The 25,083-nt window shown below is 75.0% G+C and carries 23 protein-coding genes; 17 read left to right on the forward strand and 6 right to left on the reverse strand.

Going from position 1 to position 25,083, the window contains the following annotated elements; genetic code table 11:
- Nucleotides 1-40: 40 nt before the first annotated feature.
- The gene (locus ACFPP6_RS06530) at nucleotides 41-2,368 is read right to left on the reverse strand and encodes a GH92 family glycosyl hydrolase (protein ID WP_382038121.1); all 2,328 of its coding nucleotides are present in this window, start codon (nucleotides 2,366-2,368) and stop codon (nucleotides 41-43) included.
- Nucleotides 2,369-2,585: 217 nt separating this feature from the next.
- On the opposite strand from ACFPP6_RS06530, the gene ACFPP6_RS06535 reads away from it, so the two are divergent.
- Complete coding sequence (locus tag ACFPP6_RS06535; protein ID WP_382038123.1) at nucleotides 2,586-3,308, forward strand: (2Fe-2S)-binding protein; 723 nt, start codon at nucleotides 2,586-2,588, stop codon at nucleotides 3,306-3,308.
- Here the strand turns inward: ACFPP6_RS06535 and ACFPP6_RS06540 are convergent.
- Nucleotides 3,239-3,934 carry a PAS domain-containing protein gene (locus tag ACFPP6_RS06540; protein WP_382038124.1) on the reverse strand — a complete coding sequence of 232 codons (696 nt, stop codon included), beginning with the start codon at nucleotides 3,932-3,934 and terminating at the stop codon, nucleotides 3,239-3,241. The genes ACFPP6_RS06535 and ACFPP6_RS06540 overlap by 70 nt on opposite strands.
- A 283-nt stretch (nucleotides 3,935-4,217) precedes the next feature.
- On the opposite strand from ACFPP6_RS06540, the gene ACFPP6_RS06545 reads away from it, so the two are divergent.
- A complete protein-coding gene (locus ACFPP6_RS06545; protein WP_382038125.1) occupies nucleotides 4,218-5,540 on the forward strand; it encodes an NAD(P)/FAD-dependent oxidoreductase in 1,323 nt (440 codons plus the stop codon).
- Nucleotides 5,541-5,678: 138 nt separating this feature from the next.
- On the forward strand, nucleotides 5,679-6,722 hold the full coding sequence (locus ACFPP6_RS06550; RefSeq protein ID WP_382038127.1) for a phosphatidylinositol-specific phospholipase C domain-containing protein: 1,044 nt from the start codon (nucleotides 5,679-5,681) through the stop codon (nucleotides 6,720-6,722).
- Nucleotides 6,723-6,782: 60 nt separating this feature from the next.
- Here the strand turns inward: ACFPP6_RS06550 and ACFPP6_RS06555 are convergent, their stop codons facing one another.
- On the reverse strand, nucleotides 6,783-7,562 hold the full coding sequence (locus tag ACFPP6_RS06555; protein WP_382038129.1) for a PaaX family transcriptional regulator C-terminal domain-containing protein: 780 nt from the start codon (nucleotides 7,560-7,562) through the stop codon (nucleotides 6,783-6,785).
- Between the two features lie 103 nt (nucleotides 7,563-7,665).
- On the opposite strand from ACFPP6_RS06555, the gene ACFPP6_RS06560 reads away from it, so the two are divergent.
- The 4 genes from ACFPP6_RS06560 (at nucleotide 7,666) to ACFPP6_RS06575 (ending at nucleotide 11,938) form a co-directional block, all read left to right on the forward strand.
- Nucleotides 7,666-9,312 (forward strand): acyl-CoA dehydrogenase family protein, encoded by a 1,647-nt coding sequence (locus ACFPP6_RS06560; RefSeq protein ID WP_382038130.1) that lies wholly within the window; start codon nucleotides 7,666-7,668, stop codon nucleotides 9,310-9,312.
- Entirely contained in the window at nucleotides 9,309-10,121 is an 813-nt protein-coding gene (locus tag ACFPP6_RS06565) for a crotonase/enoyl-CoA hydratase family protein (protein ID WP_382038132.1), read from the forward strand. The genes ACFPP6_RS06560 and ACFPP6_RS06565 overlap by 4 nt, the downstream gene beginning before the upstream one ends.
- 178 nt (nucleotides 10,122-10,299) lie before the next feature.
- A complete protein-coding gene (locus tag ACFPP6_RS06570; protein ID WP_382038134.1) occupies nucleotides 10,300-11,094 on the forward strand; it encodes a hypothetical protein in 795 nt (264 codons plus the stop codon).
- Between the two features lie 88 nt (nucleotides 11,095-11,182).
- Entirely contained in the window at nucleotides 11,183-11,938 is a 756-nt protein-coding gene (locus tag ACFPP6_RS06575) for a bestrophin-like domain (protein WP_382038136.1), read from the forward strand.
- Here ACFPP6_RS06575 and ACFPP6_RS06580 read toward each other — a convergent pair.
- A complete protein-coding gene (locus ACFPP6_RS06580) occupies nucleotides 11,916-13,217 on the reverse strand; it encodes a cytochrome P450 (protein ID WP_382038138.1) in 1,302 nt (433 codons plus the stop codon). The two genes, ACFPP6_RS06575 and ACFPP6_RS06580, sit on opposite strands and share 23 nt — an antisense overlap.
- Nucleotides 13,218-13,312: 95 nt before the next feature.
- Here ACFPP6_RS06580 and egtA point away from each other — a divergent pair, with 95 nt between their 5' ends.
- The 10 genes from egtA to ACFPP6_RS06630 all read left to right on the forward strand — a co-directional run bounded on the left by egtA (nucleotide 13,313) and on the right by ACFPP6_RS06630 (nucleotide 21,809).
- Complete coding sequence (egtA, locus tag ACFPP6_RS06585) at nucleotides 13,313-14,662, forward strand: ergothioneine biosynthesis glutamate--cysteine ligase EgtA (protein WP_382038139.1); 1,350 nt, start codon at nucleotides 13,313-13,315, stop codon at nucleotides 14,660-14,662.
- Nucleotides 14,659-15,984 carry an ergothioneine biosynthesis protein EgtB gene (egtB, locus tag ACFPP6_RS06590; protein WP_382038140.1) on the forward strand — a complete coding sequence of 442 codons (1,326 nt, stop codon included), beginning with the start codon at nucleotides 14,659-14,661 and terminating at the stop codon, nucleotides 15,982-15,984. The genes egtA and egtB overlap by 4 nt, the downstream gene beginning before the upstream one ends.
- Nucleotides 15,984-16,739: an ergothioneine biosynthesis protein EgtC gene (egtC, locus tag ACFPP6_RS06595; protein ID WP_382038142.1), complete on the forward strand. Its 756-nt coding sequence runs from the start codon at nucleotides 15,984-15,986 to the stop codon at nucleotides 16,737-16,739. Before egtB ends, egtC begins: the two co-directional genes overlap by 1 nt.
- Nucleotides 16,736-17,704, forward strand: a complete 969-nt coding sequence (gene egtD, locus ACFPP6_RS06600; protein WP_382038144.1) for an L-histidine N(alpha)-methyltransferase — start codon at nucleotides 16,736-16,738, stop codon at nucleotides 17,702-17,704. Before egtC ends, egtD begins: the two co-directional genes overlap by 4 nt.
- Before the next feature lie 87 nt (nucleotides 17,705-17,791).
- On the forward strand, nucleotides 17,792-18,241 hold the full coding sequence (locus ACFPP6_RS06605; RefSeq protein ID WP_382038510.1) for a universal stress protein: 450 nt from the start codon (nucleotides 17,792-17,794) through the stop codon (nucleotides 18,239-18,241).
- A gap of 72 nt (nucleotides 18,242-18,313) precedes the next feature.
- Nucleotides 18,314-18,556 (forward strand): hypothetical protein, encoded by a 243-nt coding sequence (locus ACFPP6_RS06610; protein WP_382038146.1) that lies wholly within the window; start codon nucleotides 18,314-18,316, stop codon nucleotides 18,554-18,556.
- A gap of 90 nt (nucleotides 18,557-18,646) precedes the next feature.
- Nucleotides 18,647-18,862: a dodecin gene (locus ACFPP6_RS06615; RefSeq protein ID WP_382038148.1), complete on the forward strand. Its 216-nt coding sequence runs from the start codon at nucleotides 18,647-18,649 to the stop codon at nucleotides 18,860-18,862.
- Nucleotides 18,863-19,039: 177 nt separating this feature from the next.
- Complete coding sequence (locus ACFPP6_RS06620; protein WP_336011043.1) at nucleotides 19,040-19,738, forward strand: response regulator transcription factor; 699 nt, start codon at nucleotides 19,040-19,042, stop codon at nucleotides 19,736-19,738.
- Between the two features lie 47 nt (nucleotides 19,739-19,785).
- Complete coding sequence (locus ACFPP6_RS06625; RefSeq protein WP_382038150.1) at nucleotides 19,786-21,249, forward strand: ATP-binding protein; 1,464 nt, start codon at nucleotides 19,786-19,788, stop codon at nucleotides 21,247-21,249.
- Entirely contained in the window at nucleotides 21,246-21,809 is a 564-nt protein-coding gene (locus ACFPP6_RS06630) for a hypothetical protein (RefSeq protein ID WP_382038152.1), read from the forward strand. The genes ACFPP6_RS06625 and ACFPP6_RS06630 overlap by 4 nt, the downstream gene beginning before the upstream one ends.
- Before the next feature lie 18 nt (nucleotides 21,810-21,827).
- On the opposite strand, the gene ACFPP6_RS06635 is transcribed toward ACFPP6_RS06630, so the two are convergent.
- Complete coding sequence (locus ACFPP6_RS06635; RefSeq protein WP_382038154.1) at nucleotides 21,828-22,577, reverse strand: polysaccharide deacetylase family protein; 750 nt, start codon at nucleotides 22,575-22,577, stop codon at nucleotides 21,828-21,830.
- Nucleotides 22,578-22,710: 133 nt separating this feature from the next.
- Nucleotides 22,711-24,978, reverse strand: a complete 2,268-nt coding sequence (locus tag ACFPP6_RS06640; protein ID WP_382038156.1) for a heavy metal translocating P-type ATPase — start codon at nucleotides 24,976-24,978, stop codon at nucleotides 22,711-22,713.
- Between the last annotated feature and the right edge of the window lie 105 nt (nucleotides 24,979-25,083).

The raw sequence follows: 25,083 nt of genomic DNA on the forward strand, positions 1-25,083 counted from the left end.
GCGGCGACGGAAGGCGCCGCCCCGCGTCGGCGGGCAGGGTTCAGCCGATGGCGGGCGCCGCCGCCCGGGCTTCGGTGCCCCAGCCCGAGGGGGACGCGCCGACCGTGAAGTCCAGCTTCCCGCCCCCGGTGATCTGCCGCGACGTCAGGTACGTGCGCCCGTAGGGGTCGCCGTCGAGGCGCACCGACTGCACGTAGCGCTCCCGGTCGGAGGTCCCCGGGGCGGTCACGGTGAACCGCTCCCCGTCGAGGTTCAGGTCCACCCGGTCGAACACCGGGGTGCTGAGCCCCCACACGTCCGCGCCCGGCTGGACGGGGAAGACGCCGATGGCGGAGAGCACCATCCACGCCGACATCGTGCCCAGGTCGTCGTTGCCGGTCATCCCGGTCGGCGCGTCCGTGAAGAGGGTGAGCGCGGCGTGCACGACGTCCGTCGTCTTCCAGGGCTGGCCGGTCGAGAGGTACGTGTACGGGGCGATGAGGTCGGGCTCGTTCTGCGGGTTGTACTTGTCGGCGTTGTAGTAGTCGTACGGGCCGTGGACCCACACCTCGCGGGCGGTGCGCGCCGGGTCCTTCAGGAGCCGGTCGTAGGCGAAGAAGGAGTCGAGCCGGGTGTTCGCCGCCGCCCTGCCGCCGATCAGGTCGATCATCCCCGGCAGGTCCTGCGGCACCAGCCACTGGTACTGCCACGCGGTGCCCTCGTGGAAGCAGACGCTCTTCGCCGGGTCGGCGGGGCCCATGAACGCGCCGTCGGCGCCCCGGGCCCGGAAGAAGCCCGTGGCGGGGTCGTGGACGTTGCGGTAGTTCCGGGAGCGGGCGGCGTAGCGCTCGGCGTCGGCGCGGTGGCCCAGGGAGCGGGCCATCTTCGCGAGCATCCCGTCGGCGAGTGCGTACTCCAGCGTCGCCGAGCCGCCCTGGTGGACGTCGGAGTCGCCCGGCTTCTCCTTGGGCCTGCCGGGCACGCAGGGCACGTAACCGTCGCGGATGTAGCGGTCGTTGCCGTCCCGGCCCACGTACGGGGAGTCCTTGGGCGGCACCCCGTCGGCGTTCCTCTTCAGCACCCGGTAGGCCTCCTCCTCGTGGCCCTTGAGCAGCCCGTGCTGATAGGCGTTGGTGAGGAAGGGGGTGACCGGGTCACCGGTCATGATGTTCGTCTCGACGGTGCCGTAGCCCCACTTGGGCAGCCAGCCGCCGTCCGCCTCGACCTGCAGCACCGACAGCGCCATGTCCCGCGACTCGTCCGGCGCCAGCAGCGCCAGCAGCTGCGCCTGGGTGCGGTAGGTGTCCCACAGCGACCAGTTCTGGTAGTAGGTGAAGCCGCGGGCGCGGTGGATCCTCCCGTCCCAGCCGGTGTAGCGGCCGTCGGCGTCGCTGCCGACGGTGGGGGCGAGGAAGGCGCGGTAGAGCGAGGAGTAGAAGGTGCGGCGCAGCGCCGCCGAGCCGCCCTGCACGCGGACGTCGTCCAGGCGCCGCTCCCACGCCTCGCGCGCGGCCCGGGCCGTGCGGTCGAAGCCGTCGTCCTCCGCGCGCAGGTTCCCGGCGGCGCCGGCGGCGTCGACGTAGCTGATGGCGGTGGTGGCCTCCACCGTGCGGTCGCGGGTGGCGTCGAAGCGCACCCAGGCGCCGTTGCGGCCGGCGGAGGTGGAGCTGCGCGTGCCTTCGGAGACCTTGTCGCCGTTCCAGGTGCCGAAGGTGGTGAAGGGCCGGTCGAAGCGGGTGATCGTGTACACCGTGTACGGGCGCGTGTCCTGGCAGAAGCCGCGGCCGGTGACGGCCGAGCGGACGGTGCGGGAGTCGAGGACCTCGACGGTGGTGGAGACGGTGCGGTGCAGCGACTGCCCGGTGTTCAGCAGCACGTTGGCCTTGCCGGTGGCCGGGAAGGTGTAGCGCTGGTGGCCGGTGCGGCGGCCCGCGGTCAGCTCGGCGGTGATGCCGCCGTAGGAGGACAGCCCGACCCGGTAGTAGCCGGGGCGGGCGCTCTCGTCGCGGTGGCTGAAGGCGGCGGCGTAGCGGGCGTTGTCGGTGCGCGTGACGTCACCCGTGGTGGGCAGGACGGGCAGGTCGCCGCCGAGGCGGCAGCCCACCCCGGACAGGTGCACGGTGCTGAAGCCGCGGATGCGGTCGTGCTTGTAGTCGTAGCCCGTGCTGTGGCCGGTGTCGGGGGAGAGCTGCACCATGCCGAACGGCACGGCGGCTCCGGGGAAGGTGTTGCCCTCGTTCTGGGTGCCGATGAAGGTGTTGACCAGTCCGGTCAGGCCGTCGGCCGCGGCGGCCGGCCGGGGGGCCGCGAGCGAGCCCCCGCCCAGTACCGCCGCGAGAGCGAGTGCGGCCGCGCAGGTGCGCGAGCGCAGGTGTCCGGTCCATCTCATCGTCCACGCCCCTCGGGTGACGCCACGTAGGATGCCGACATCGTTGTCAGCGCCGAGGGTAGCGAGTGCATGACGTGCTGTCATGATGCCCCGCGCGCCAGAAGTGGCGACCACCACCCCCGGCGGCACCCCGGACCCCGGCCGCACCGTGGTCCCCTTGTCATGCCCCGTGTACGGTGGGCGGCGCTTCAGCCGACCGAACGGAACCGCCCCGACCATGCGCCTGACCGGACTCGCAGCCGTAGGACCGTTCTTCGCCCTGCGGACCGAAGCGGCGCCCGAGGCGCCCGCGGAAGCCCCCGGGGAGTACCTGCCGCTCGGCGAGGAAGCGGTGCGCGCACGTGTGGAGACCGTCGCCGGGCGCCTGGGGACGGAGGACCGGCGCGTGGCCGCGTCCGTCGCCTACCAGGGCATCGCCGGGCGGCTGCTGTCCGTCGCCCTGGGCTCGGCCGTGCTCTCCGGCGAGGTCCCCGACCTCGGCCGGCTGCGCTGGCACCCGGCCCGTACCGCGCCCGACGACCTGTGGCTGCCCGGCCCCACGGCCCTGCCCGGCACCGCCGCGGACCCGGCCGGAGCCATCCGCGAGCACGTCCTGCGCGGCCCGCTGGCGGACCTGCACGAACTCACCCGCACGGTCGTCCCGGTCTCCGGGCGCCTCCTGTGGGGCAACGCGGCGTCGTCGCTCGCGGGCTCCCTGCGCGTGCTGCACGCCTGGTGCCGCGACCGGGGCCGCCCGCAGGACGCGGCCCGCGCCCTCGACCTCGCCCGCGCCGTACTCGCCGACCCGCTCCTGCACGGCACCGGCACCCTCGTCCCGGGCCCCGCGCCGCGCTCCGCGCCGTCCTTCGTGCGCAGCACCTGCTGTCTCTACTACCGGGTGCTGCCCGGCGGGATGTGCGGCGACTGCGTGCTGCGGCACGCCCCGCCGCGGGTGCGCTGAGGGGAGGGCGCGGGCGGCCACTCGCGCGTCGAGAGCACGCCGAGGACGTACGCCTTGGCCACCAGCGCCGTGCGGTTGGGCACGCGCCAGCGGCGCGTGAGCCGGGTCAGGTGGTAGTTGACGCCGTCCACGGTCAGCCCGACCGCCTTGCCGATGGCGGCGGTCGTCGCCCCCGCGGCGGCCAGCGCCAGGATGTGCCCCTCCACCACGCTCACCTCGGCGGCCGGTTCCGCCGGACGCGGGACGGTTTCGCCCGCCCGCACCCGGAGCACGGCCAGCAGCATCGGGCTCGGCGGGAAGCCGTCCCCGACCGGGTCCACGAGCAGCTCCCCCTCCCGTTCGACGCCGCCCGCGCCCGCCAGCCAGCGCACCTCGATCGGGTGACGGGGCCGGCGGCCGAGCCGCAGCGCCTCGATGTGCCGGTCGAGCCGGCCCGGCAGCCGCGGCCGGAACATCTCGTGCAGGTTCCGGCCGCGCAGGCGGACCGGCGAAGTGCCCCACTCGGCGGCCATGGCCGGGTTGGCGACCGTGACCTCGCCGTCCGGCCGGCAGACGGCGATCGGCGTCGGGATGCGGTCGAGGAGCAGCAGGAAATGATTGCGCCAACTGATGTATTCGTCGCTCACCACGGTATGCCCGGCCCCTCGCTCGTCCCGTGCCCGTCCAAGGGCCTGTCCAGTGCTTGCCCGGCGGGCCGCGCCCGGGAGCGTCACGCCACGAACCACTGCACAATCGTGCAGTTCTGTATACGACCGGAATAAGCGACTTGCAGATGTGTCCGGTTCCGGGCCCCGGCCCCCCGTTTGGGCCTCCGCGGGGCCGGTTACGCGGAGGAGTGCCGCTTCCCGCACCCCGTACCCCCGCCCCCTCACCCGTCCTTCCCGGCACACCGGACCACAGGAGCCGTCAGTGAGCAGCCGAGCCCGCATCGTCGTCGTCGGAGCCGGATTCGCCGGCTACCAGGCCGCCCGCGAGCTGTCCCGCACGGCGCGCGGCGCCGCCGAGATCGTGCTCGTCAACCCCCACGACTACTTCCTCTACCTGCCCCTCCTCCCCGAGGTCGCGGCCGGCGTCCTGGAGCCGCGCCGGGTCTCGGTGTCGCTGACCGGGACACTGCCCCGGGTCCGGCTCGTCCTCGGCCAGGTCGACACGGTCGACCTCGACGGCCGGCGCATCGGGTACGCCGACCCCGAGGGCAACCGCGGCTCCCTGGCCTACGACCGGCTGCTGCTGACCGTGGGCAGCGTCAACAAACTGCTGCCCGTGCCCGGCGTCGCCGAGCGCGCCCACGGCTTCCGCGGCCTGCCCGAGGCCCTCTACCTGCGCGACCACGTCGTGCGCCAGACCGAGCTGGCCGGCGCCGCGGCCGATGCGGAGGAGCGCACCGCCCGGCTGACCTTCGTGGTCGTGGGAGCGGGGTACACCGGCACCGAAGTGGCCGCCCACGGCGTGCTGTTCACCGACTCGCTGGTGCGCCGCAACAGCGCCCTGCGCGAAGCGGGCGCCCGCCCCCGCTGGGTGCTCCTGGACCTCGCCCCGCGGGTCCTGCCCGAGCTGGACCGGCGCCTCTCGCGCACCGCGGACCGGGTGCTGCGCCGCCGCGGCGTCGAGGTCCGTACGGGCACGTCCGTCAAGGAGGCCACCCGGGAGGGCGTGCACCTGGACGACGGGGAGTTTGTCCCGACGCGCTCCCTCGTCTGGTGCGTGGGGGTGCGCCCGGACCCGCTGGTCGCCGGCCTCGGACTGCCCACCGAGCGGGGGCGGCTGTGCGTGGACGAGTACCTGGCCGTGCCCGGCCGTCCGGAGGTCTTCGCCTGCGGCGACGCCGCGGCCGTGCCCGACCTCACCCGGCCCGGCGAGTACACCCCGATGACCGCCCAGCACGCCCAGCGGCAGGGCCGGACCGCCGCCCGCAACATCGCCGCGTCCTTCGGGCGCGGGGAGCGTCGCCCCTACCGCCACCGCGACCTGGGCTTCACGGTCGACCTCGGCGGCGTCCAGGCCGCGGCCGACCCGCTGCACATCCCGCTCTCCGGGCCCCTGGCCAGTGCCGTCACCCGCGGCTACCACCTGGCCGCCATGCCCGGCAACCGCATCCGCGTCGCCGCCGACTGGCTCCTCGACGCGATCCTGCCCCGCCAGGGCGTCCAGCTCGGCCTCGTCCGCTCCGGGTCCGTCCCGCTCGACACGGAGACGCCGGAGGTGGCCCGCACGCCGTACGACGGACCGTGACCCCGGCCGGCCCGACCTGTGGCCGGCCCATGACCTGCGGCTGCCCGTGATCCGCGGCCGTCCGGCACCCGCCCGCCGGTGACGTACCCTACTGCCCGTTCATATCAGCACACTTGAGCGAGAGCAGCGGGCGGGGACATGAGAAGAACGATACGCACGGCACTGACGGCGGCCGTGACCGCGGCACTGACGGCGGTCACGGCCGTCGCGTCCGCTCCGGCCGGGGCGGCCGAAGGCCCGGCCTACTCGGCGACGACCTCCGTCGGGGTCCACAACGCCTACGAGAGCGCCAAGTACCCCTACTTCGCCGACGCCCTCGACTCCGGCGCCTCCCTGGTCGAACTCGACGTCTGGACCAACGGCTTCGGCGGGCGCTCCTTCCGCGTCTCGCACGCCAGCCCCCTGCGCAACGCCAACAACTGCGTGGGCGCCACGTCGCCCGCGAAGCTGCGCACCGGGACCCGCAACCAGCCCCTGGCCGGCTGTCTCGCCGACATCCGCGCCTGGCACGACGCCCACCCCGGCCACCGGCCCGTCATGCTCAAGGTCGAGATGAAGGACGGGTTCAACGCCGACAGCGGCCGCGGACCCGCAGAACTCGACGCCCTGCTCACCGAGAAGCTCGGCGACGCCCTCTACCGCCCCGCCGACCTCGCCGGCGGCCGCGCCACCCTCGACGAGGCCGTCCGGGCCGGCGGCTGGCCCGCGCGCTCCGCGATGGCCGGCAAGTTCCTCGTCGAACTCATCCCCGGCACCGTGGAGGAGCGCAACCCCGCCGACCGGTTGTGGACCGACCGGGAGTACGCGCAGCACCTGCGCGACCTCGCGGCCGCCGGCCGGCTCCGTCAGGCCGCCGCCTTCCCCGCCGTCCACGGCGCCGTCCCCGGCGACCCCCGCACCCGCTACGCCGACCCGTCCCTGCGCCCCTGGTTCGTCGTCTTCGACGGGGACGCCGCCACGTACACGGCGGGCGGCATCGACACGGCCTGGTACGACGACCGGCGCTACCTCCTCGTCATGACGGACGCCCACAAGGTGTCCCCGGCCATCGACGTCACCCGCCCCACCGAGGCCCAGGCGCGCGCCCGGCACGGCCTCCTGGCCGGGGCCCACGCCAGTTTCGCGACCGCGGACTGGTACCCCCTGCCCCAGGTGCTCTCCACGGTGCTGCCGCGGGGCTGACCGGAGGCCACGGCGGGCGGTACGCCTCAGGCCCTGACCCGCCTCAGGCGCCGACCCGGCTCAGATGCCGATGTGGCGCCGCAGCAGGGCCCGGAAGTCGCGGTCGAACGCCTCGTAGCGGTGCCGTAGTTCCTCCCCGGGCCAGTCCGCCGGCAGCAACTCCCGCGGCAGGACCGGGTCCGACAGCAGGTGCCGCAGGACCGCGGCCGAGACCGTGAAGCGTTCCGCGAGGGCCGCCGTGCGGTCCTCGCGGAGGGCGGACTCCAGGAAGCGGGCGCGCGAGGCCCACCCGTCCAGGTCCCACAAGGCCGCCGCGAGCCGCGCCGGGTCGCCCTCCGGCGCGCCCGTCAGCAGCGTGCACTGGGCGGTGACGACCGGCAGCCGGTCCCGCAGGAGGTTGGCGGGGCGCATCCAGCAGCCCTCGCGGAGTTCGCCGAGGCGGAGCGCCGCCATGGCCTGGCGCAGGGCGGCGCGGTCGGCCGCGCTGCGGCGCTCGGGGGTGACGACGGCGATCTCCCAGCCGCCGTCCCACGGCCGGGTGCGGGGCGCGCGGCTGTCGTCCTGCCGGGCCTGGCGGGCGAGGAGCCGGTCGGTCAGCCGGTAGGTGCCGTCGTGCTGCTCCAGGTCGCCCGCGGCGACCATCCGGGTCAGGGCCGTCCGCACCGTCCCCTCCGCGGTCCCGAACAGTTCCCCCACGCGCACGAGGGCGCGCGCGGGGAGCGCGGGCGGGTGGTGCCCGAGGAGGGTGGAGAGCACGACCGAGCGCGCGGTCAGGGGCCGCAGGGCCGGAGCGGTGGGAGCGGCGGGAGCGGCGGGGGAAACGGCAACGGTGTCGTCCATGGCTGGGCCAACCCTATCCATTACAGTCCTTCATCACTCATCATGAAACTGTAATACCGTCCGACGTCCCACGCCCTGCCGAACGGCCCGCCCGGAGGTCGCCATGAGCGCCACGCACGACGTGTTCAACCAGGCCCCGCCCCTGACCGGCTTCACGACCGCCGACGACCCCGCCCTGCTGGAGGCCCTGCGCCGCGACGGGGGCGCGTGGGGCGAGGCCGAGGTCCGCGAGCTCGGCGCCCGGGCCGGCACGGAGGAGGTGCAGGACTGGGCCCGCACGGCCGAGGCGCACCCCCCGGTGCTGCGCACGCACGACCGCTACGGCCACCGCATCGACGAGGTCGAGTTCCACCCCGCCTGGCACCGGTTGATGGCCGCCGCCGTGGAGAGCGGCCAGCATGCCGCCCCCTGGGCCGAGGCCCGCCCCGGCGCCCACCTGGTGCGCGCGGCGAAGTTCTACGCGTGGGCCCAGGCCGAGCCCGGCCACGGCTGCCCGGTCTCGATGACGTACGCCGCCGTCCCCGCCCTCCGCGCCCAGCCCGAACTGGCCGCCGCCTACGAGCCGCTGCTGGCCTCCCGCACGTACGACTACGGGCTGCGCCCGCCGCTCGGCAAGCAGGGCCTGATCGCGGGCATGTCGATGACGGAGAAGCAGGGCGGCTCCGACGTCCGCGCCAACACCACCACGGCCGTGCCCGCGGGCGACGGCTCCTACGTGATCACCGGCCACAAGTGGTTCACCTCCGCGCCGATGAGCGACGTCTTCCTGGTCCTCGCCCAGGCCCCGGAGGGCCTGACCTGCTTCCTCATGCCGCGCGTGCTGCCCGACGGCACCCGCAACGCCATGCGCCTGCAGCGGCTCAAGGACAAGCTCGGCAACCGCTCCAACGCCTCGGCGGAGATCGAGTACGAGCAGGCCGTGGCCTGGCCGGTCGGCGAGCCCGGGCGCGGCGTGCGCACGATCGTCGAGATGGTGAACATGACCCGGCTCGACTGCGTCATCGGCTCCGCGGCCGGCATGCGGGCCGGCCTGCGGCAGGCCCTGCACCACGCCGCGCACCGCAAGGCGTTCGGCGCCGAGCTGATCGACCAGCCCCTGATGCGCAACGTCCTGGCCGACCTCGCCGTGGAGTCGGAGGCCGCGACCGTGCTGGCGATGCGGCTCGCGGCGGCCCTGGACCGCTCCGAGGCCGGGGACGCCGCCGAGTCGGCGCTGCGCCGCCTGGGCCTGGCGGCCGGCAAGTACTGGGTCTGCAAGCGCGGCGCCGCCCATGCCGCCGAGGCCCTCGAATGCCTGGGCGGCAACGGCTACGTCGAGGAGTCCGGCATGCCGCGGCTCTACCGGGAGGCCCCGCTGCTGTCCATCTGGGAGGGCTCGGGCAACGTCGCCGCCCTGGACGTCCTGCGGGCCCTGGCGAAGGAACCGGCCGCCCTGGACGCCTACTTCGCGGAGGTCGGCGAGGCGGCGGGCGCGGACCCCCGCCTCGACGCGGCCGCCGCGCGCCTGCGGGACCTGCTCGGGGAGCTCAGCGACCCCGGCCGCGCCCAGCTCCTGGCCCGCCGCCTGGCCGAGCAGCTGACGCTCGTCCTGCAGGGCAGCCTGCTCGTGCGGCACAGCACGCCCGCCGTCGCGGACGCCTTCTGCGCCTCCCGGCTGGGCGGGGACTGGGGCAACGCCTTCGGCACCCTGCCGCCGGGCACGGACCTCGGGCCGATCCTGGACCGCGCCCTGCTGAAGGAGGCGCTGTGACCCCGGACGCGACCCCGGACGCGACCCCGGACGCGTCGCCGGACGCGACCGTGCGGACGGAGCGCCGCGGACCGGTCACCACCGTCGTCCTCTCCCGCCCCGAGGCCCGCAACGCCGTGGACGGGCGGACCGCCGCCGCACTGGCCGACGCCTTCCGGGCGTTCGAGGCCGACGAGAGCGCCCTCGTCGCGGTGCTGTGGGGCGAGGGCGGCACCTTCTGCGCCGGGGCCGACCTGAAGGCGTTCGGCGGCGAGCGCGGCAACCGCGTCGAGGCCGGCGGGGACGGCCCGATGGGCCCCACGCGGCTGCGGCTGTCGAAGCCCGTCGTCGCGGCGGTCAGCGGGCACGCGGTCGCGGGCGGCCTGGAACTGGCGCTCTGGTGCGACCTGCGCGTGGCCGAGGAGGACGCCGTCTTCGGCGTCTTCTGCCGCCGCTGGGGCGTACCGCTGATCGACGGCGGCACGGTCCGCCTGCCCCGGCTGATCGGCACGAGCCGCGCGATGGACATGGTGCTGACGGGCCGCCCGGTGCCGGCCGCCGAGGCGTACGCGATGGGGCTCGCCAACCGCGTGGTCCCCACGGGCACGGCCCGCGCCGCCGCGGAACGACTGGCCGCGGAGATCGCCCGGTTCCCCCAGGGCTGCCTGCGCGGCGACCGGGCCTCCGTGCTCGGACAGGAGGGCCTCACCGAAGAGCAGGCGATGGCGGCCGAGTTCACCCACGGCCGGGCGTCGCTTGCCGGGGCCGTCGAGGGCGCCGCGCGCTTCGCCCAGGGCGCGGGCCGGCACGGGGACTTCACGGACCTGTAAAAGGGCCCGGCCCGGACGGCAGGGTGGACGGAGGGCGTACGGCAGGTTCGCCGTGCGCCCTGTTCGTCCGTCTTGCGGGGTGAACCCCCGCACACAAAACACACAGTTCTTCACCCCTTCGATGGGATTCACCCCCTCGTAGGGCAGTTGAGGGCTGGACGACCGCGAGGATCTCCCCGTGAGCGGATGGGTGCGCGCCGGGCGCGCGGGGATCGTGGCCTTCGCGGCCGTCATGGCGACGACCGGGGCGGCCGGGCCCGTTCCGGGGGACGATCCCGGTACCGGCGGGCCGGTCCGGGCCGGCGGTGAGCGCCCGGTGCCCGGTCCGGCGGCCGGGGCTCTGCGCGGCGTCCCCCGCATCCGCCCGGGCTCCGCCACCGTCACGTACGACCCCGGCTCCGACGGCGTTCCCGGGCGGCACGGCCTGCCCGTCCCTGACGGTGTCCCCGGTCGCAGTCACGGTCACGGCAGCGTCCGTGCCGGGACCGGCGGCCCCGGCGGCGACGCGGCGGCTGCGGAGATCGACCACCGTCCCGGCTGCCTGAAGGTCGGTGCCCGTGGTGGCGCCGCCTTCGCGGCGATCGTCATCGGGTGCGAGCGGGCGCCGCGCCCGGTCACCCCGGCCGCCCCGCGGCCACCCGCGCCCGCCCCCGCACCGCCCGAGTACGTACCACCGCCCCCGCCCCGCCCGGCACCGGCGCGACTGCGCGCTCCCGCGCCCCGGCCCGCGCTTCCGCCGGCCCCGGCGCCGCGGCCGCCGGCCGCCCCGCGCAGCGAGCCGCCGCCCGCGCCCGAAGTCCCGCCGGCGCCCTCGCACATCGTCCCGCGCGCCTACCACGCGTCCGTCTCGCCCCCGCCCGAGGGCGGGGCGTCCCTGGTCACCCTCACCCTGCTGCTGACCACGCCGGCCGTGCTCGCCGCGGCGATGCTGCGGCCGCGCGGCGGTGGCGGTGGCGGCGGCCGCCGCAGCTGACGTCCGTACCGCCCCGGCGGCGCGGTCGTCCGCACCGCCCGCCGTCCCGTTCCCGGTTCCCCCCGCTCTCGTCTTCCGGAGGTTTCCCTTGTCCGAGTGGCTGGTCCTGGTCCTCGCCATGGCCGCGGCGTGCGCGGTCGTGCTGACCATCACCGTGCTCCGGGAGCGCAGGCGCGGCGAGGACGACGACCCGACCGAGACGCCCGACGTCATCGAGTACATGACGATGATGATCGGCGTTGTCTACGCCATCGTGCTGGGCCTGGCCATCGCCGGCGTCTGGGAGGCCCGCAACAGCGCCCAGGACCAGGTCCGCGCCGAGGCCCAGGCGCTGCACGAGGTCACCGAGCGGGTGCAGGCGTACGCGCCGGCGGCCCGGGACCGGACGCGCGAGGACGTCAACACCTACGTGAGCTACGTGGTGCACAAGGAGTGGCCGGTGATGCTCAAGCGCGGCGAGCTCACCGACCGCGGCGCCCTGCTGCTGGACAAGGTGCGCGAGGGCCTGACCTCGTACGAGCCGCGCAACGACCACGAGGGCCAGTCCTACCAGCCGCTGCTGGACCAGATCGGCGCCGCGGACGCCGCGCGCAACGCCCGGGCGCAGAGCGCGGGCGACACCATGCCGGGCGTGGTGTGGTTCGGCCTGGTCGCGGGCGCGCTGATCGCCGTGGGGCTGATCTTCACGCTGCAGATCCGGCGCTCGCCGCGCGAGCTGCTGCTGGCCGGCCTCTACAGCGCCCTGATCGCCTTCCTGCTCTTCCTGATCTGGGACTTCAACTCGCCCTTCGGCCACACCGTCGCCGATTCCACCGCGCCGTTCACCGATCTGTTCGCCATCTGACGGGCAGGTGCTTGAGGCCGTTCTGGAAGTTCGACGTCAGGCGCACCGGCTCGCCCGCCCGCTCCAGACCGGGCCGCCGGTCCAGGACGGCCCGCAGCACGGCGCGCATCTGGGCGCGGGCGAGGTGGGCGCCCGGGCAGAAGTGCGGGCCGTACCCGAAGCTGACGTGGTCGTTGGGGTTGCGGGTGACGTCGAAGCGGTCCGGGTCGGGGAAGACGCGCTCGTCGCGGTTGGCGGAGGGGTGGAAGACGGCGACCTTCTCGCCGCGCCGGATGTGCTGCCCACCGAGCTCGGTGTCGCGGGTGGCGGTGCGCCGGAAGTGCACGACCGGCGGCCAGTAGCGCAGCATCTCCTCCACGGCCGAGGGGATCAGCTCCGGCCGGCTGCGCAGGAGCGCGAACTGGTCCGGGTGGTCGAGGAGCGCCAGCAGGCCGCCGGGCAAGGCGTTGCGCGGGGCCTCGCTCCCCGCGACCGCGAAGAGGAAGAACATCATCTCGAACTCGTCCCGGGTGAGGCCGCCTTCGCGCATCAGCGCCATCACGCTGCCGGGCGCGGGACGCTCGGCCAGGGCGTGGGCGTAGTGGAACATGTCGGCCAGCGCCTCGCGCGAGCGGGGGTTGACCGGCCGGCCGTCGGGACGGGTCCGCGGGGCGGGCCGGCGGGCGAGGGCCGCGCGCCCCATGGGGGTGAGCCTCTCCCGGGTGGCCGTGTCCGACAGCGCGTAGTCCGCGTCCTGGTAGCCGACGATCCGGTTCGCCCAGTCGTGGATGAGCGCCCCGTCCTGCCGCGGCACGCCCAGGACGTGGGCCAGGGTGTGCACGGGCAGCTGCGCGGAGAGCTCCACGAAGTCCGCCTCGCCGCGTTCCGCGATGCGGTCGACCAGCGCCCGGGCCCGCGCCTCGATCACCGCCTCCAGCTCGCGGACGGCGCGCGGGGTGAGGGCCGAGGCGACGATCCGGCGCAGCCGGCCGTGGCCGGGCGGGTCCTGGTTGAGCATCGTGGTCCGGACGAACCGCAGGTCCGCCTCGGTGTCCGGGTCGCGCAGCTGGGTTGCGCCCAGGTGCGAGGAGAACGTCTGCGGGCTGCGCAGGACGTGCTTGACGTCGGCGTGCCGGAAGACCGCCCAGAAGCCCCGGCCGGGCGGCCAGGGGCCGACGGCCGGCTCGCCGATCCGGCGCACGGGGCTCTTCTCCCGCAGCTCCCGGAAGCGGGCGTACGGCACGCCGCGCGCGTAGGTGCCGGGCAGGAAGACGTCGGCGGTCACCTGTTCTACGGTCACGCGGGGACCGTAGACCCTCCTCTGGCGGGCGAGTCAAGGGCTCGCCACAATGTGGGGGTGACCATCGGCCGGTACGGCGGACGGAGGTACGGACAGTGACGGAAACCAGGTCCGACAGGGCGGGCCCGCCCCGCGTGGTCGACGAGGCGGAGGCGGATGCCCTGATCCGCGGGATCTGTTTCAAGACGGGCCCTCCGCGGTTCCTCGGCGTCGAGCTGGAATGGCTCGTTCACGACCTGCAGGATCCCTCCCGGCCCGTCTCCCCCCGCCTCCTGGCAGCCGCCGCCGACCGGCTGCGGACGCTGCCCCTGAAATCCCTGATCACCATCGAGCCCGGCGGCCAGCTGGAGTTCAGCTCCCGGCCCGCGGAGTCCCTCACCGCCTGTGCGGAGGAAGTCTCCGCCGATCTGGCCGAGGCCCGCCCCGCGCTCCGCTCCCTCGGCCTCTCCCTCGCCGGCTACGGCAAGGACCCCTGGCACCCCCCGCGCCGCGTCCTCGCCACGCCCCGCTACCGGGCCATGGAGGACTTCCACGACCACTGGGGCGGCGCCGGGCGCACGGTGATGACGAAGACCGCCTCGGTGCAGGTCTGCGTGGACGCCGGGCACGAGGAGCCCGGGCCGCTCGGCTTCGGCCGGCGCTGGCGGCTGGCGCACCTGCTGGGCGCCGTCCTCGTCGCCGCGTTCGCCAACTCCCCCCTCGACGGGGGCCGCCCCACCGGCTGGCGCTCCACCCGCCAGGCCTGCTACGAGCGCATGGACCCCGGCCGCACCCTGGCCCCGCCCGAGGACCTCGACCCGCGGGCGGCGTGGGCCGCGTACGCCCTGGACGCCCGGATCATGTGCGTGCGCTCCGGCGAGGGCCCGTGGGAGCCGCCGTGGGGCCTGGACCTGCGCGGCTGGACCCGTACGGGACGCCCCCGGCCCGCCACCGACGACGACGTCGCCTACCACCTGACCACGCTGTTCCCCCCGGTGCGGCCCCGGGGCCACCTGGAGCTGCGCATGATCGACGCGCAGCCCGGCGAGGACGGCTGGCTGGTGCCGCTGGCCGTCACGGCCGCCCTCTTCGACGACCCCGTGGCCGCCGAGGCCTCCTACCGGGCCGTGAAGGCCCTCGCCGACACGGCGGGCCCGGAGCCCGCGCCCCGCAACGCGCTCTGGCGCAACGCCGCCCGCCACGGCCTGGCCGACCCCGAGCTGCACGCCGCGGCCGTCACCTGCTTCGCCGCCGCCCGCGAGGCCCTGCCCCGGGTCGGCGCCGGCCGCCGCATCCTGGACGCCGTCGACGCCTTCACCGGGCGCTACGTCGACCGCGGCCGCTGCCCCGCCGACGACCTCCTCGACCGGTTCGCCGGCGGGGACCGGGCCTTCGGGAACGGAGCCGGCGGCAAGGCCCCGGGCACCGGCGAGGACCACGCCACCGGCAAGGAGAGCCCCGCATGACCGCACCCGGCCCGGACCCCGACGTCCTCCGCCGGCGCGCCACGGACGCCCTGATCCGCGCCCGTGCGCGCACCGGCCTCCTCACCGGCTGCGTCGACGACCGCGACCTGACCGCCCAGCACTCGCCCCTGATGTCCCCGCTGGTGTGGGACCTGGCCCACATCGGCAACCAGGAGGAGCAGTGGCTGCTGCGCGCCGTGGGCGGGCGCGAGGCGCTGCGCCCCGAACTGGACCCGCTCTACGACGCGTTCGAGCACCCGAGAGCCGCGCGGCCCGCGCTGCCGCTGCTGCCGCCCGCCGAGGCGCGCGGCTACGTCGCCGACGTCCGCGGCCGGGTCCTGGACGTCCTGGAGGCGACCCCGCTCGACGGCCGCCCGCTGACCGCGTCGGGCTTCGCGTTCGGCATGATCGCCCAGCACGAGCAGCAGCACGACGAGACCATGCTGATCACCCACCAGCTGCGCCGGGGCCCGGCCGTGCTCGGCGCGCCCGAACCGCCGCCCGCCCCGCCGGACGCCGCGCTGCTGCCGCGCGAGGTGCTGGTCGAGGGAGGCCCGTTCACGATGGGGACCTCGGCCGAGCCGTGGGCCCTGGACAACGAACGGCCCGCCCACCACCGCTTCGTGCCGTCCTTCTTCATCGACACGCTGCCCGTGAGCAACGCCGCCTACCTGCGCTTCATCGAGGACGGCGGCTACGGGGACGCGCGCTGGTGGCACCCCGAGGGGTGGCGGCACGTCCGCACCCACGAGCTGACGGCCCCGCTGTTCTGGCGGCGCTCGGGCTCCGGCTGGCTGCGGCGGCGCTTCGGCACCGTCGAGCCCGTGCCGCCCGACGAGCCGGTCCTGCACGTGAGCTGGTACGAGGCCGCGGCCTACGCGGCGTGGGCCGGGCGGCGGCTGCCCACCGAGGCCGAGTGGGAGAAGGCCGCGCGCCACGACCCCGGCTCGGGCCGCTCCCTGCGCTATCCGTGGGGCGACGCGGACCCCACCCCCGCTCACGCCAACCTCGGCCAGCGCCACCTGCGCCCGGCGCCCGTCGGGGCGTACCCCGAAGGCGCGTCGCCGCTGGGCGTCCGGCAGCTGATCGGCGACGTGTGGGAGTGGACGTCCAGCGACTTCCTGCCCTACCCGGGCTTCAAGGCCTTCCCCTACCGGGAGTACTCGGAAGTGTTCTTCGGCAGCGCCCACAAGGTGCTGCGCGGCGGGTCCTTCGCCGTCGACCAGGTCGCCTGCCGGGGCACCTTCCGCAACTGGGACCTTCCGGTCCGCCGGCAGATCTTCGCCGGCTTCCGCACCGCACGCGACGCCGAGCCCGCCTGATGTGCCGTCATATCGCCGTACTGGGTCCCCAGGAGCCCATCGGCGCGAGCCTCGCCGATCCGCCGCACTCCCTGGTGCGCCAGTCCTGGGCGCCGCGGCGGCAGCGCCACGGCACGGTGAACGCGGACGGCTTCGGCGTCGGCTGGTACGCCGAGGGCGACCTGGTGCCTGCCCGCTACCGGCGCGCCGGCCCCGTCTGGGCCGACCTGTCCTTCGCCGACATCGCCCGCGTCGTGCGCACCGGCGCCCTGCTCGCCGCCGTGCGGGACGCCACCGCGGCGGACGCGGACGGCGAGGCCGCCGCCGCGCCCTTCGCCGCCGGCCCCTGGCTCTTCAGCCACAACGGCGCGGTGGCCGGCTGGCCGGACACCGCCGCGCCGCTCGCCGGCCTGCTGCCCCCCGAGGCGCTCCTGCGGCTCGCGGCCCGCTGCGACTCCGCGCTCGTGTGGGCCCTCGTCGAGCACCGGCTGCGCGGCGGGGACGCCCCCGGCGGCGCACTGGCCGACACGGTCGCGGAGCTCGCCGAGGCCGCCCCCGGATCCCGGCTCAACCTGCTGCTCACGGACGGCACCTCCATCGCCGCCACCGCCTGGGGGGACACCCTCTGGTACCTGGCGGACCCCGGCGGCCGCACGGCCGTCGCCTCCGAGCCCTACGACGACGACCCGCGCTGGACCGAGGTCCCCGACCGCACCCTGCTCACCGCGACCCGCACCGACGTCACCCTGTCACCGCTCAAGGAGCCCTGCCCGTGAGCCCGTTCGCCCTGACCCGCACCCTCCCCGCCGACGCGACCGCCGCCGCCCTGCGCGCCGACGTCGCCACGGGCCTGACCCGCACGCCCAAGGAGCTCCCGCCGAAGTGGTTCTACGACGCGCGCGGCAGCGCGCTGTTCGACGAGATCACCCGCCTGCCCGAGTACTACCCCACGCGCGCCGAACGGGAGATCATCATCGCCCGCGCGGACGAGATCGCCGCGGCCACGCGCGCCCGTACCCTCGTGGAGCTCGGCTCCGGCTCCTCCGACAAGACCCGCCACCTCATCCGCGCCCTGGCCTCCCTCGACCACTACGTGCCCGTCGACGTCAGCGAGAGCGCCCTGACCGGCGCGGCCGAGGGCCTGCTCGCCGACCACCCGGAGCTGACGGTGCACGCCCTCGTCGCCGACTTCCAGTACGGCCTGCACCTGCCCGCCACGCCCGCGCCGCGCCTGCTCGCCTTCCTCGGCGGCACGATCGGCAACCTGCGCCCGCAGGAACGATCCGCCTTCTTCGCCGCCGTCCGCGCCGAACTCGCCCCCGGCGACGCCCTGCTGCTCGGCACGGACCTGGTCAAGGACGAGCGCACGCTCGTGCGCGCCTACGACGACGCGGCGGGCGTGACCGCCGCCTTCAACAAGAACGTCCTCACCGTCATCAACCGCGAGCTGGAGGCCGACTTCGACCCGGAGGACTTCGACCACGTCGCCCTGTGGGACCCCCGGCAGGAGTGGATCGAGATGCGGCTGCGGGCCCGCGGCGCCCTCGTCGCCAAGGTCCCCGCGCTCGACCTCGCCGTGAACTTCGCCGCCGGCGAGGAGCTGCGCACGGAGATCTCCGCCAAGTTCCGCGAGGCCGGGGTGCGCGCCGAGCTGGCGGCGGCCGGCCTGGAGACCACCCACTGGTGGACGGACGAGGAAGGGCGGTTCGCACTGTCGCTGTCGGTGCCCGCCGCCGGTTAGCCTCCCGATGTGAACGGAGATACGGGCGGCGGACTGAACGACGAGGCCGGCGAGGCCGGCGAGGCGCGCGAGCCGCGGAGCCGGGACCTGCCGTCCGGCTTCGAGCGCGGCACGGACGGGCCCAAGGTGATCGTCACGGGCGTCGACGGCTCCGACACGTCCTGGCGCGCCGCCGCCTACGCCGCGGGCCTGGCCCGCCGCCAGCACGCGCTGCTCGCGGTCGTCTACGTCCAGCCGCTCCTGGCGGGCGGCGCGGCGCTGGGCGCACCCGTGTCGGAGATGACGGAGGAGGTGGCCGGGGAGCTCCTGGCCGAGATCCGCGAGGCGACCGAGCGGCTGCGGGGCGTCCATGAGGTGCGCTGGGAGTTCCACACCTTCCGCGGGGACCCCTACCAGGGCCTCGTCCAGGCGGCCGACGACCTCAAGGCCGACGCGGTGGTCGTCGGCGCCTCCGAGCGCGCCGGCCACCGCATCGTCGGCTCCGTGGCGGTACGGCTGGTGAAGGCGGGGCGCTGGCCCGTCACCGTGGTGCCGTAGCCGTCCCGGAGGGGTGTTCCCGCGGTACGGCGGGGGTAGGCTGCGGCTGCCCGGCGACAAGGAGGTCCTGCCATGTCCGACCAGGAAGCGGAAGCGACGGAGGCTCCCGAGCCGTCCGGGACGCTGGAGCTCGCCGACCGCGACGGCGTCCTGTCCCTGACCCTGTCGGGCGGGGAGGTCATCCCCAAGAACATCCCGGTCCTGGACGAGTCCGGCAAGCTCGTCGCGGTCTACACCGCGGGCCCGCCCGCCCCGCCCTCCGCCGAGGCCGCGCCGGACGTCCTGGCCGAGCGCACGGTGGTCGACCTGACGTGAGCCGGGCGCCGGCGCTCGCCTCGCGCGCGGGCGCGCGGTGAGCCACGGTGGTGGGGACCGTACCGGCCCGCACTCCCTGGAGCAGCGCCCATGACGCACCACACCTACCGCGTGACCGAGATCGTCGGCTCGTCCCCGGACGGCGTCGACGAGGCCGTCCGCAACGGCCTCGACCGCGCCTCGCAGACCCTGCGCAACCTCGACTGGTTCGAGGTCACCCAGATCAGGGGACACCTCGTGGACGGCGCGATCGGCCACTACCAGGTGGGCCTGAAGGTCGGCTTCCGCCTGGAGGAGGGCGACTGAGGCCGCTGCGGGCCGCCCCGGAGGGCCCCGGACGGAGCAACGCGCGGTACGGATGAAGCGACGTGCAGCGCGAGTGCAGCGTGCGTGGCACCGGTGAATATGAGCAATCCGTGACAGTTCTGCCGTTCGGAGGCCCGTGCGGCGCACGAGTGTGCAGAGGGGAACGATACTGTCCGCATGTCACGGGTACTGCTGATCGAGGACGACCGTGCGGTACGGGACGCCGTCACCCTCACCCTGCGCCGCCGCGGCCACGAGGTGGAGGGCGCGGCGACCGGTGAGGCCGGGCTCGCCGCCATGGACACGTTCCGGCCCGACCTCGTCCTGCTCGACCTCATGCTGCCCGACATCAGCGGCTTCGAGGTGTGCCGCCGCATCCGCACCACCCAGCAGATCCCGATCATCATGCTCACCGCGCGCGGCGACGACATAGACGTCGTCCTCGGCCTCGAAGCCGGCGCCGACGACTACATCGTCAAGCCCGCCCGCGGCGAGGTCCTGGAGGCCCGCATCCGCGCCGTGCTGCGCCGCGCCGCCCCCGGCGACGGCGGCCCGGACCCGGCCTCCCTCCAGCCCGTGGAGATCCACGGCGACCTGACCGTCGACCGCAAGGGCCTGCTCGTCGCCAAGCACGGCCAGGACCTGCCGCTCGCCCCCTCCGAGCTGAAGCTGCTGCTGTACCTGTCCGCCACCCCGGGCCGCGTCTTCAGCCGCCAGCAGCTCCTGGAGCACGTGTGGGAGCACAGCTACCACGGGGACGCCCGCCTGGTGGACGCCTGCGTGATGCGCCTGCGCACCAAGGTCGAGGACTCCACCCGGTCGCCCAAGTACATCCAGACCGTCCGCGGCTTCGGCTACCGCTTCGGACCCCTGTGAGGCGGCCCGCCCTGCGCATGCCGTCCCTGCGCATGCCGTCCTTGCGCATGCCGTCCTTGCGCCGGCCGTCCCTGCGCGCCGTCGCGGCCGGCCTGCGCGCCCGCCTCGTCCTGGCGTTCCTGCTGGTCGCCGCGCTCAGCGCGCTCACCACGGCGGCGCTGACCTTCCGCGAGGCCCGTACGGCCATCCTCAAGCGCACCCAGGACACGGCCATCGAGGCCCTGCGCTCCCAGGTGAACTCGCAGGTGCCGGACTACGCCTTCCCGCTCTCCCAGCAGGCCCTGCAGGACCTCCAGCACCGGCTCAACGCCGCCGGCAGCGCCCAGCGCTGGACCGTGTACGTGCGCTACCGCGGCAGCGGGCTCGTGCCCGGCGGCGACCACGGCCGGATCCTCCCGCGCGGCGTCCAGGAGAAGGTCCGCGCGGGCATCCCCGCCTTCCAGCGCCTGGACAGCGGCGGCGACCCCTGGCTCGCCATCGGGCTGCCGGTCACCTACCGCGGCAGCAGCGAGGCCTCCGGCCTGGAGGTGTACGCCCAGATGCCTCTCCGCGAGGACGAGGCGAACGTCCAGGCCCTGGTCAAGGCCGCACAGAGCGGCGCCCTTCCCGCCGTCGCCCTGGCCGCCGTACCGGCCCTCGTCGCCGCGCGCGGCGTGCTGCGGCCCGTGCGCGAACTGCGCCGCGCCTCCCGCAAGCTCGCCGCGGGCGAGCTGGACACCCGGCTCAAGGTCACCGGCCGCGACGAGCTCGCCGACCTCTCGCGCACCTTCAACGACATGGCCGAGGCCCTGGAGGAGAACGTCGCCGAGCTGCGCCGCATGGAGGCCAACTCGCGGCGCTTCGCCGCCGACGTCTCGCACGAGCTGCGCACGCCGCTGGCCGCCATGACCGCCGTCGTCGACGTCCTCGACGACGACGCGGACTCCCTCGACCCCGACACCGCCTATGCCGTCCGCCTCATCAGCGAGGAGACCGGCAAGCTCGCGCGGATGGTCGAGGACCTGATGGAGATCTCCCGCTTCGACGCGGGCGCCGCGGCCCTCCACCTCGACGAGGTCGACGTCTCCGAGACCGTCCGCAAGACCCTCCAGGCCCGCGGCTGGCAGGACAAGGCGTCCGCCGACCTGCCCGAGGGCGTGCGCGCCCGGCTGGACCCGCGCCGCATCGACGTCGTGGTCGCCAACCTCGTCGGCAACGCCCTCAAGCACGGCGGCGAACCGGTGGACGTCGCCGTCCGGGTGGCCGGGGAGGGCACCGGGCGGCGGCTGCTGATCGAGATCGCGGACCGCGGCCGGGGCATCGACCCCGAGGTGCTGCCGCACGTCTTCGAGCGGTTCTTCAAGGCGGACTCCGCCCGCGCCCGCTCCGAGGGCAGCGGCCTCGGACTCGCGATCACCCTGGAGAACGTACGCCTGCACGAGGGCACCGTGCGGGCGGCCAACCGACCCGGAGGAGGCGCGGTGTTCACCGTGGATCTGCCGCTGCGGCAGGGCGGGGGCGAGACGGCGTGAAGGCACGACGAGCGCGCCGCGCCGCCCCTGCCGCCCTGCTGGCCGCGGCGCTCACGGGCTGCGGCGTCACCACCACCGACGTCATCGACGTGGGGCAGCCCGCCACGGGGGCCAAGCGGCAGGGGGAGGTCAACTCGGCGGAGGCGAGGCTCTTCTTCATGTCGCCCACCGGCGTGACGTCCGTGACGCGGCCGGCCAAGGCCAAGCTCGGCGCCGAGGACGCCGTCGCGCTGCTGCTGCAGGGGCCGAGCGAGGAGGAGCGGGTGCGCGGCCTGTACTCCGACGTGCCCAAGATGAAGGGCGAGGTGCACGTCACGACCGGCACGCTGCGGGTGAGCATCCAGATGCCGTTCAACGTCCTGCGGCTGACACCCGTCTCCAGGAGCCAGTTCGTCTGCACGGCGGCGGCCAACGAGGTGCCCCGGGGGCGGCAGATCCACGACGTGAAGGTCGAGCTCAGCGGCGGCAGTTACGTCATCACCGACCTGGTCTGCGACAGCAACCAGGCCTTCCCCGCGGCCAAGCTGCCCACCCCCACCACCCCCGCCTCGCCCCGCTGACTCCCGCCCGGACGCCGCTCAGGTCCGCGGGAAGCTGAAGGAGTACCCCTTCTGCTCGAGCTCGGGCAGCAGCCGTCCGAGGGCCTCCACGGTCTGGGTGCGCGGCCCGCCGGCGTCGTGCATCAGGATCGTCGGGCCCTTGCCCAGCTCGCGCCGGACGGTGTCGAGGATCTTCTCGACGCCCGGGCGCTCGAAGTCCTTGGTGTCCACGTTCCAGCCGAGCGGGCGCATCCCGTGCTCGGCGGCGATGCGCCGGCTGTCCGGGGTGAACGCCCCGCCGGGGGCCCGGTAGTAGCGCACGGGTTCGCCGCCCGAGGCCTCCTCGATGAGCTTCCGGGCGTCCAGGATCTCCTTCTCCTGGTACGCCACCGGCTTCTTGTCCATCCTGGTGTCGTGCGACATGGAGTGGTCGCACAGCCGGTGCCCCGCCGCGACGACCTCCTTGACGAGGTCCGGGTGCTTCTGCGCGTTGGGGCCGGTCATGCAGAACGTGGCCTTGGCGCCGTACTCCTTGAGCACGTTCAGGACCTTGGGCGTCCACGCCGGGTCCGGGCCGTCGTCGATCGTGAGGTTGACCGTCCTGCCGGAGTCCTCCGACAGGTGCTCGATCTCCTGACTGACCGTCCTGCCGGCGGCGGGCCGGTCCGCCGCCTGGGAAGTGCTGCCGCTCTCGCGGTCGTTGACGGCCACGGCGAGCGTCCCGGCGGCTATCGCGAGGACCGCCGCCGAGGCCGCGATCCGGTTCCTGTGCTTCTTCGGCAGCGCCATGGCGTCGCCCCGCCCTCCCTCTCGGTGTCCCTTACACCGAGTGAGAGGGCGGGGGCGGGGACGAGCGTTGCGCCTGTTACGAATTGCTCATGTATCCGGCATAGGGGGCTCGTCCGCGAGGGACCGGGCGCCGTCAGCCCGTGGGGCGGAAGCCGCGCAGCCGCAGGCTGTTGCCGACGACGAAGACCGAGGAGAAGGCCATCGCGGCTCCGGCGATCATCGGGTTGAGCAGGCCCGCGGCGGCCAGCGGCAGGGCCGCCACGTTGTAGGCGAAGGCCCAGAAGAGGTTGGCCTTGATGGTGCCGAGCGTCCGCCGGGCGAGGCGGATGGCGTCGGCGGCGGTGCGCAGGTCGCCGCGGACGAGGGTCAGGTCGCCGGCCTCGATGGCGGCGTCGGTGCCGGTGCCCATGGCCAGGCCCAGGTCGGCCTGGGCGAGGGCGGCCGCGTCGTTGACGCCGTCGCCGACCATGGCGACCGAACGGCCCTCGGCCTGCAGCCGCTTGACGACGTCGACCTTGTCCTGCGGCAGGACCTCGGCGATCACCTCGTCGATGCCGACCTCGGCGGCGACCGCTTCGGCGACGGCCTTGTTGTCACCGGTGAGCAGGACCGGCGTGAGGCCGAGCGCGCGCAGCCGCCGGACGGCCTCGGCGCTGGTGTCCTTGACCGCGTCGGCCACCTCCAGCACCGCGCGGGCCTCGCCGTCCCAGGCGACGACGACGGCCGTGCGGCCCGCGGCCTCGGCGGCGTCCTTCGCCTCCCGCAGCCCGGCCGGCAGGCCCATGGCCCACTCCGAGAGCAGCTTCTCCCGGCCGACGAGGACGGCGTGGCCCTCGACGACGCCCTGGACGCCGAGGCCCGGGAGGTCGGCGAAGTCCTCCGGCACGGGCAGGGTGCCGACGCGCTCGGCGGCGCCCGCGGCGACGGCCCGGGCGATGGGGTGCTCCGAGGCGTGCTCCAGCGCGCCCGCCAGCCGCAGGGTGTCGGTCTCGCTCACGCCGTCGGCGGTGCGGACGGCGAGCAGGGTCATGCGGCCGGTGGTCACCGTGCCGGTCTTGTCGAGGAGGACGGTGTCGGCCTTGCGGGTGGTCTCCAGGACCTCGGGGCCCTTGATGAGGATGCCGAGCTGGGCGCCGCGGCCGGTGCCGACCATCAGGGCGGTGGGCGTGGCGAGCCCCAGGGCGCACGGGCAGGCGATGATCAGCACGGCCACGGCCGCGGTGAACGCGGCGGTCGCGCCCGCCCCGGTGGCCAGCCAGAACCCGAGGGTGGCGAGCGCAAGGACGATCACGACGGGAACGAAGACGGCGGAGATGCGGTCGGCCAGGCGCTGGGCCGCGGCCTTGCCGTTCTGCGCGTCCTCCACGAGCTTCGCCATCCGGGCCAGCTGGGTGTCCGATCCGACGCGCGTGGCCTCGACCACGAGGCGGCCGCCCGCGTTGAGCGTGGCACCGGTGACCGCGTCGCCCACGCCGACCTCGACGGGGACGGACTCGCCGGTGAGCATCGAGGCGTCCACGGCGGAGCTGCCCTCGACGACGGTGCCGTCGGTGGCGATCTTCTCGCCGGGCCGGACGAGGAAGCGGTCGCCCACGGCCAGGCCGGAGACCGGGATGCGCTCCTCGCGCCCGCCCCGCAGCACCGTGACCTCCTTGGCGCCCAGCTCCATCAGGGCCCGCAGCGCCGCCCCGGCCTTGCGCTTGGAGCGGGCCTCGAAGTAGCGGCCCGCCAGGATGAAGGCGGTGACGCCCGCGGCCGCCTCCAGGTAGATGTTCTCCGCGCCGCTGCCGCGGGTGACCGTCAGGTCGAAGGAGTGCGTCATGCCCGGCATGCCGGCGTCGCCGAGGAACAGCGCCCACACCGACCACAGGAAGGCCGCCGAGGTGCCGACCGAGATGAGGGTGTCCATGGTGGCCGCGCCGTGCCGGGCGTTGGTGAAGGCGGCGCGGTGGAAGGGCCAGGCGGCGTACGTGACGACGGGCGCCGTCAGGGTCAGCGACAGCCACTGCCAGTACTCGAACTGCAGCGCGGGCACCATGGCCAGCAGGACGACGGGAACGGCCAGCGTCACGGCCGTGACCAGCCGCTGCCGCAGCGTGAGCAGCTCGTCCCCTTCCCCGGCGGGCCGCCCCTCCTGCGCACCGGCGGGTGCCGCCTCGGCGGGGGCGGGCGGCTCCGCGGTGTAGCCCGTGGCGACCACCGTGGCGATCAGGTCGTCCACCGAGACGTCCTCGGCGTGGAAGACCCGGGCCTTCTCGGTGGCGTAGTTGACGGTGGCCTCGACGCCCTCCATGCGGTTGAGCTTCTTCTCGATCCGGGCGGCGCAGGAGGCGCAGGTCATGCCGCCGATCGCGAGTTCGACCTCGGCGGTGCCGGTGGTACTGCTCGTCGTGGTGCTCATCCGCGCTCCTCGTCCCGTTCCCCTCATACCCCTAGGGGGTATCTCCTCTCTCCATGTATACCCCTGGGGTGTATCGAACGCAAGGGGAGGAACGACTTCGGGCCG

Source organism: Streptomyces aureoversilis, assembly GCF_042657885.1.
Classification (GTDB): domain Bacteria; phylum Actinomycetota; class Actinomycetes; order Streptomycetales; family Streptomycetaceae; genus Streptomyces; species Streptomyces aureoversilis.

Excerpts from the sequence above, each read along its gene's own strand:
- ACFPP6_RS06530 (WP_382038121.1), bottom strand. The coding sequence starts at position 2,368 with ATGAGATGGACCGGACACCTGCGCTCGCGCACCTGCGCGGCCGCACTC.
- ACFPP6_RS06535 (WP_382038123.1), top strand. The coding sequence starts at position 2,586 with ATGCGCCTGACCGGACTCGCAGCCGTAGGACCGTTCTTCGCCCTGCGG.
- ACFPP6_RS06550 (WP_382038127.1), top strand. The coding sequence starts at position 5,679 with ATGAGAAGAACGATACGCACGGCACTGACGGCGGCCGTGACCGCGGCA.
- ACFPP6_RS06555 (WP_382038129.1), bottom strand. The coding sequence starts at position 7,562 with ATGGACGACACCGTTGCCGTTTCCCCCGCCGCTCCCGCCGCTCCCACC.
- ACFPP6_RS06560 (WP_382038130.1), top strand. The coding sequence starts at position 7,666 with ATGAGCGCCACGCACGACGTGTTCAACCAGGCCCCGCCCCTGACCGGC.
- egtB (WP_382038140.1), top strand. The coding sequence starts at position 14,659 with ATGACCGCACCCGGCCCGGACCCCGACGTCCTCCGCCGGCGCGCCACG.
- egtC (WP_382038142.1), top strand. The coding sequence starts at position 15,984 with ATGTGCCGTCATATCGCCGTACTGGGTCCCCAGGAGCCCATCGGCGCG.
- ACFPP6_RS06610 (WP_382038146.1), top strand. The coding sequence starts at position 18,314 with ATGTCCGACCAGGAAGCGGAAGCGACGGAGGCTCCCGAGCCGTCCGGG.
- ACFPP6_RS06615 (WP_382038148.1), top strand. The coding sequence starts at position 18,647 with ATGACGCACCACACCTACCGCGTGACCGAGATCGTCGGCTCGTCCCCG.
- ACFPP6_RS06620 (WP_336011043.1), top strand. The coding sequence starts at position 19,040 with ATGTCACGGGTACTGCTGATCGAGGACGACCGTGCGGTACGGGACGCC.
- ACFPP6_RS06625 (WP_382038150.1), top strand. The coding sequence starts at position 19,786 with ATGCCGTCCTTGCGCCGGCCGTCCCTGCGCGCCGTCGCGGCCGGCCTG.
- ACFPP6_RS06635 (WP_382038154.1), bottom strand. The coding sequence starts at position 22,577 with ATGGCGCTGCCGAAGAAGCACAGGAACCGGATCGCGGCCTCGGCGGCG.
- ACFPP6_RS06640 (WP_382038156.1), bottom strand. The coding sequence starts at position 24,978 with ATGAGCACCACGACGAGCAGTACCACCGGCACCGCCGAGGTCGAACTC.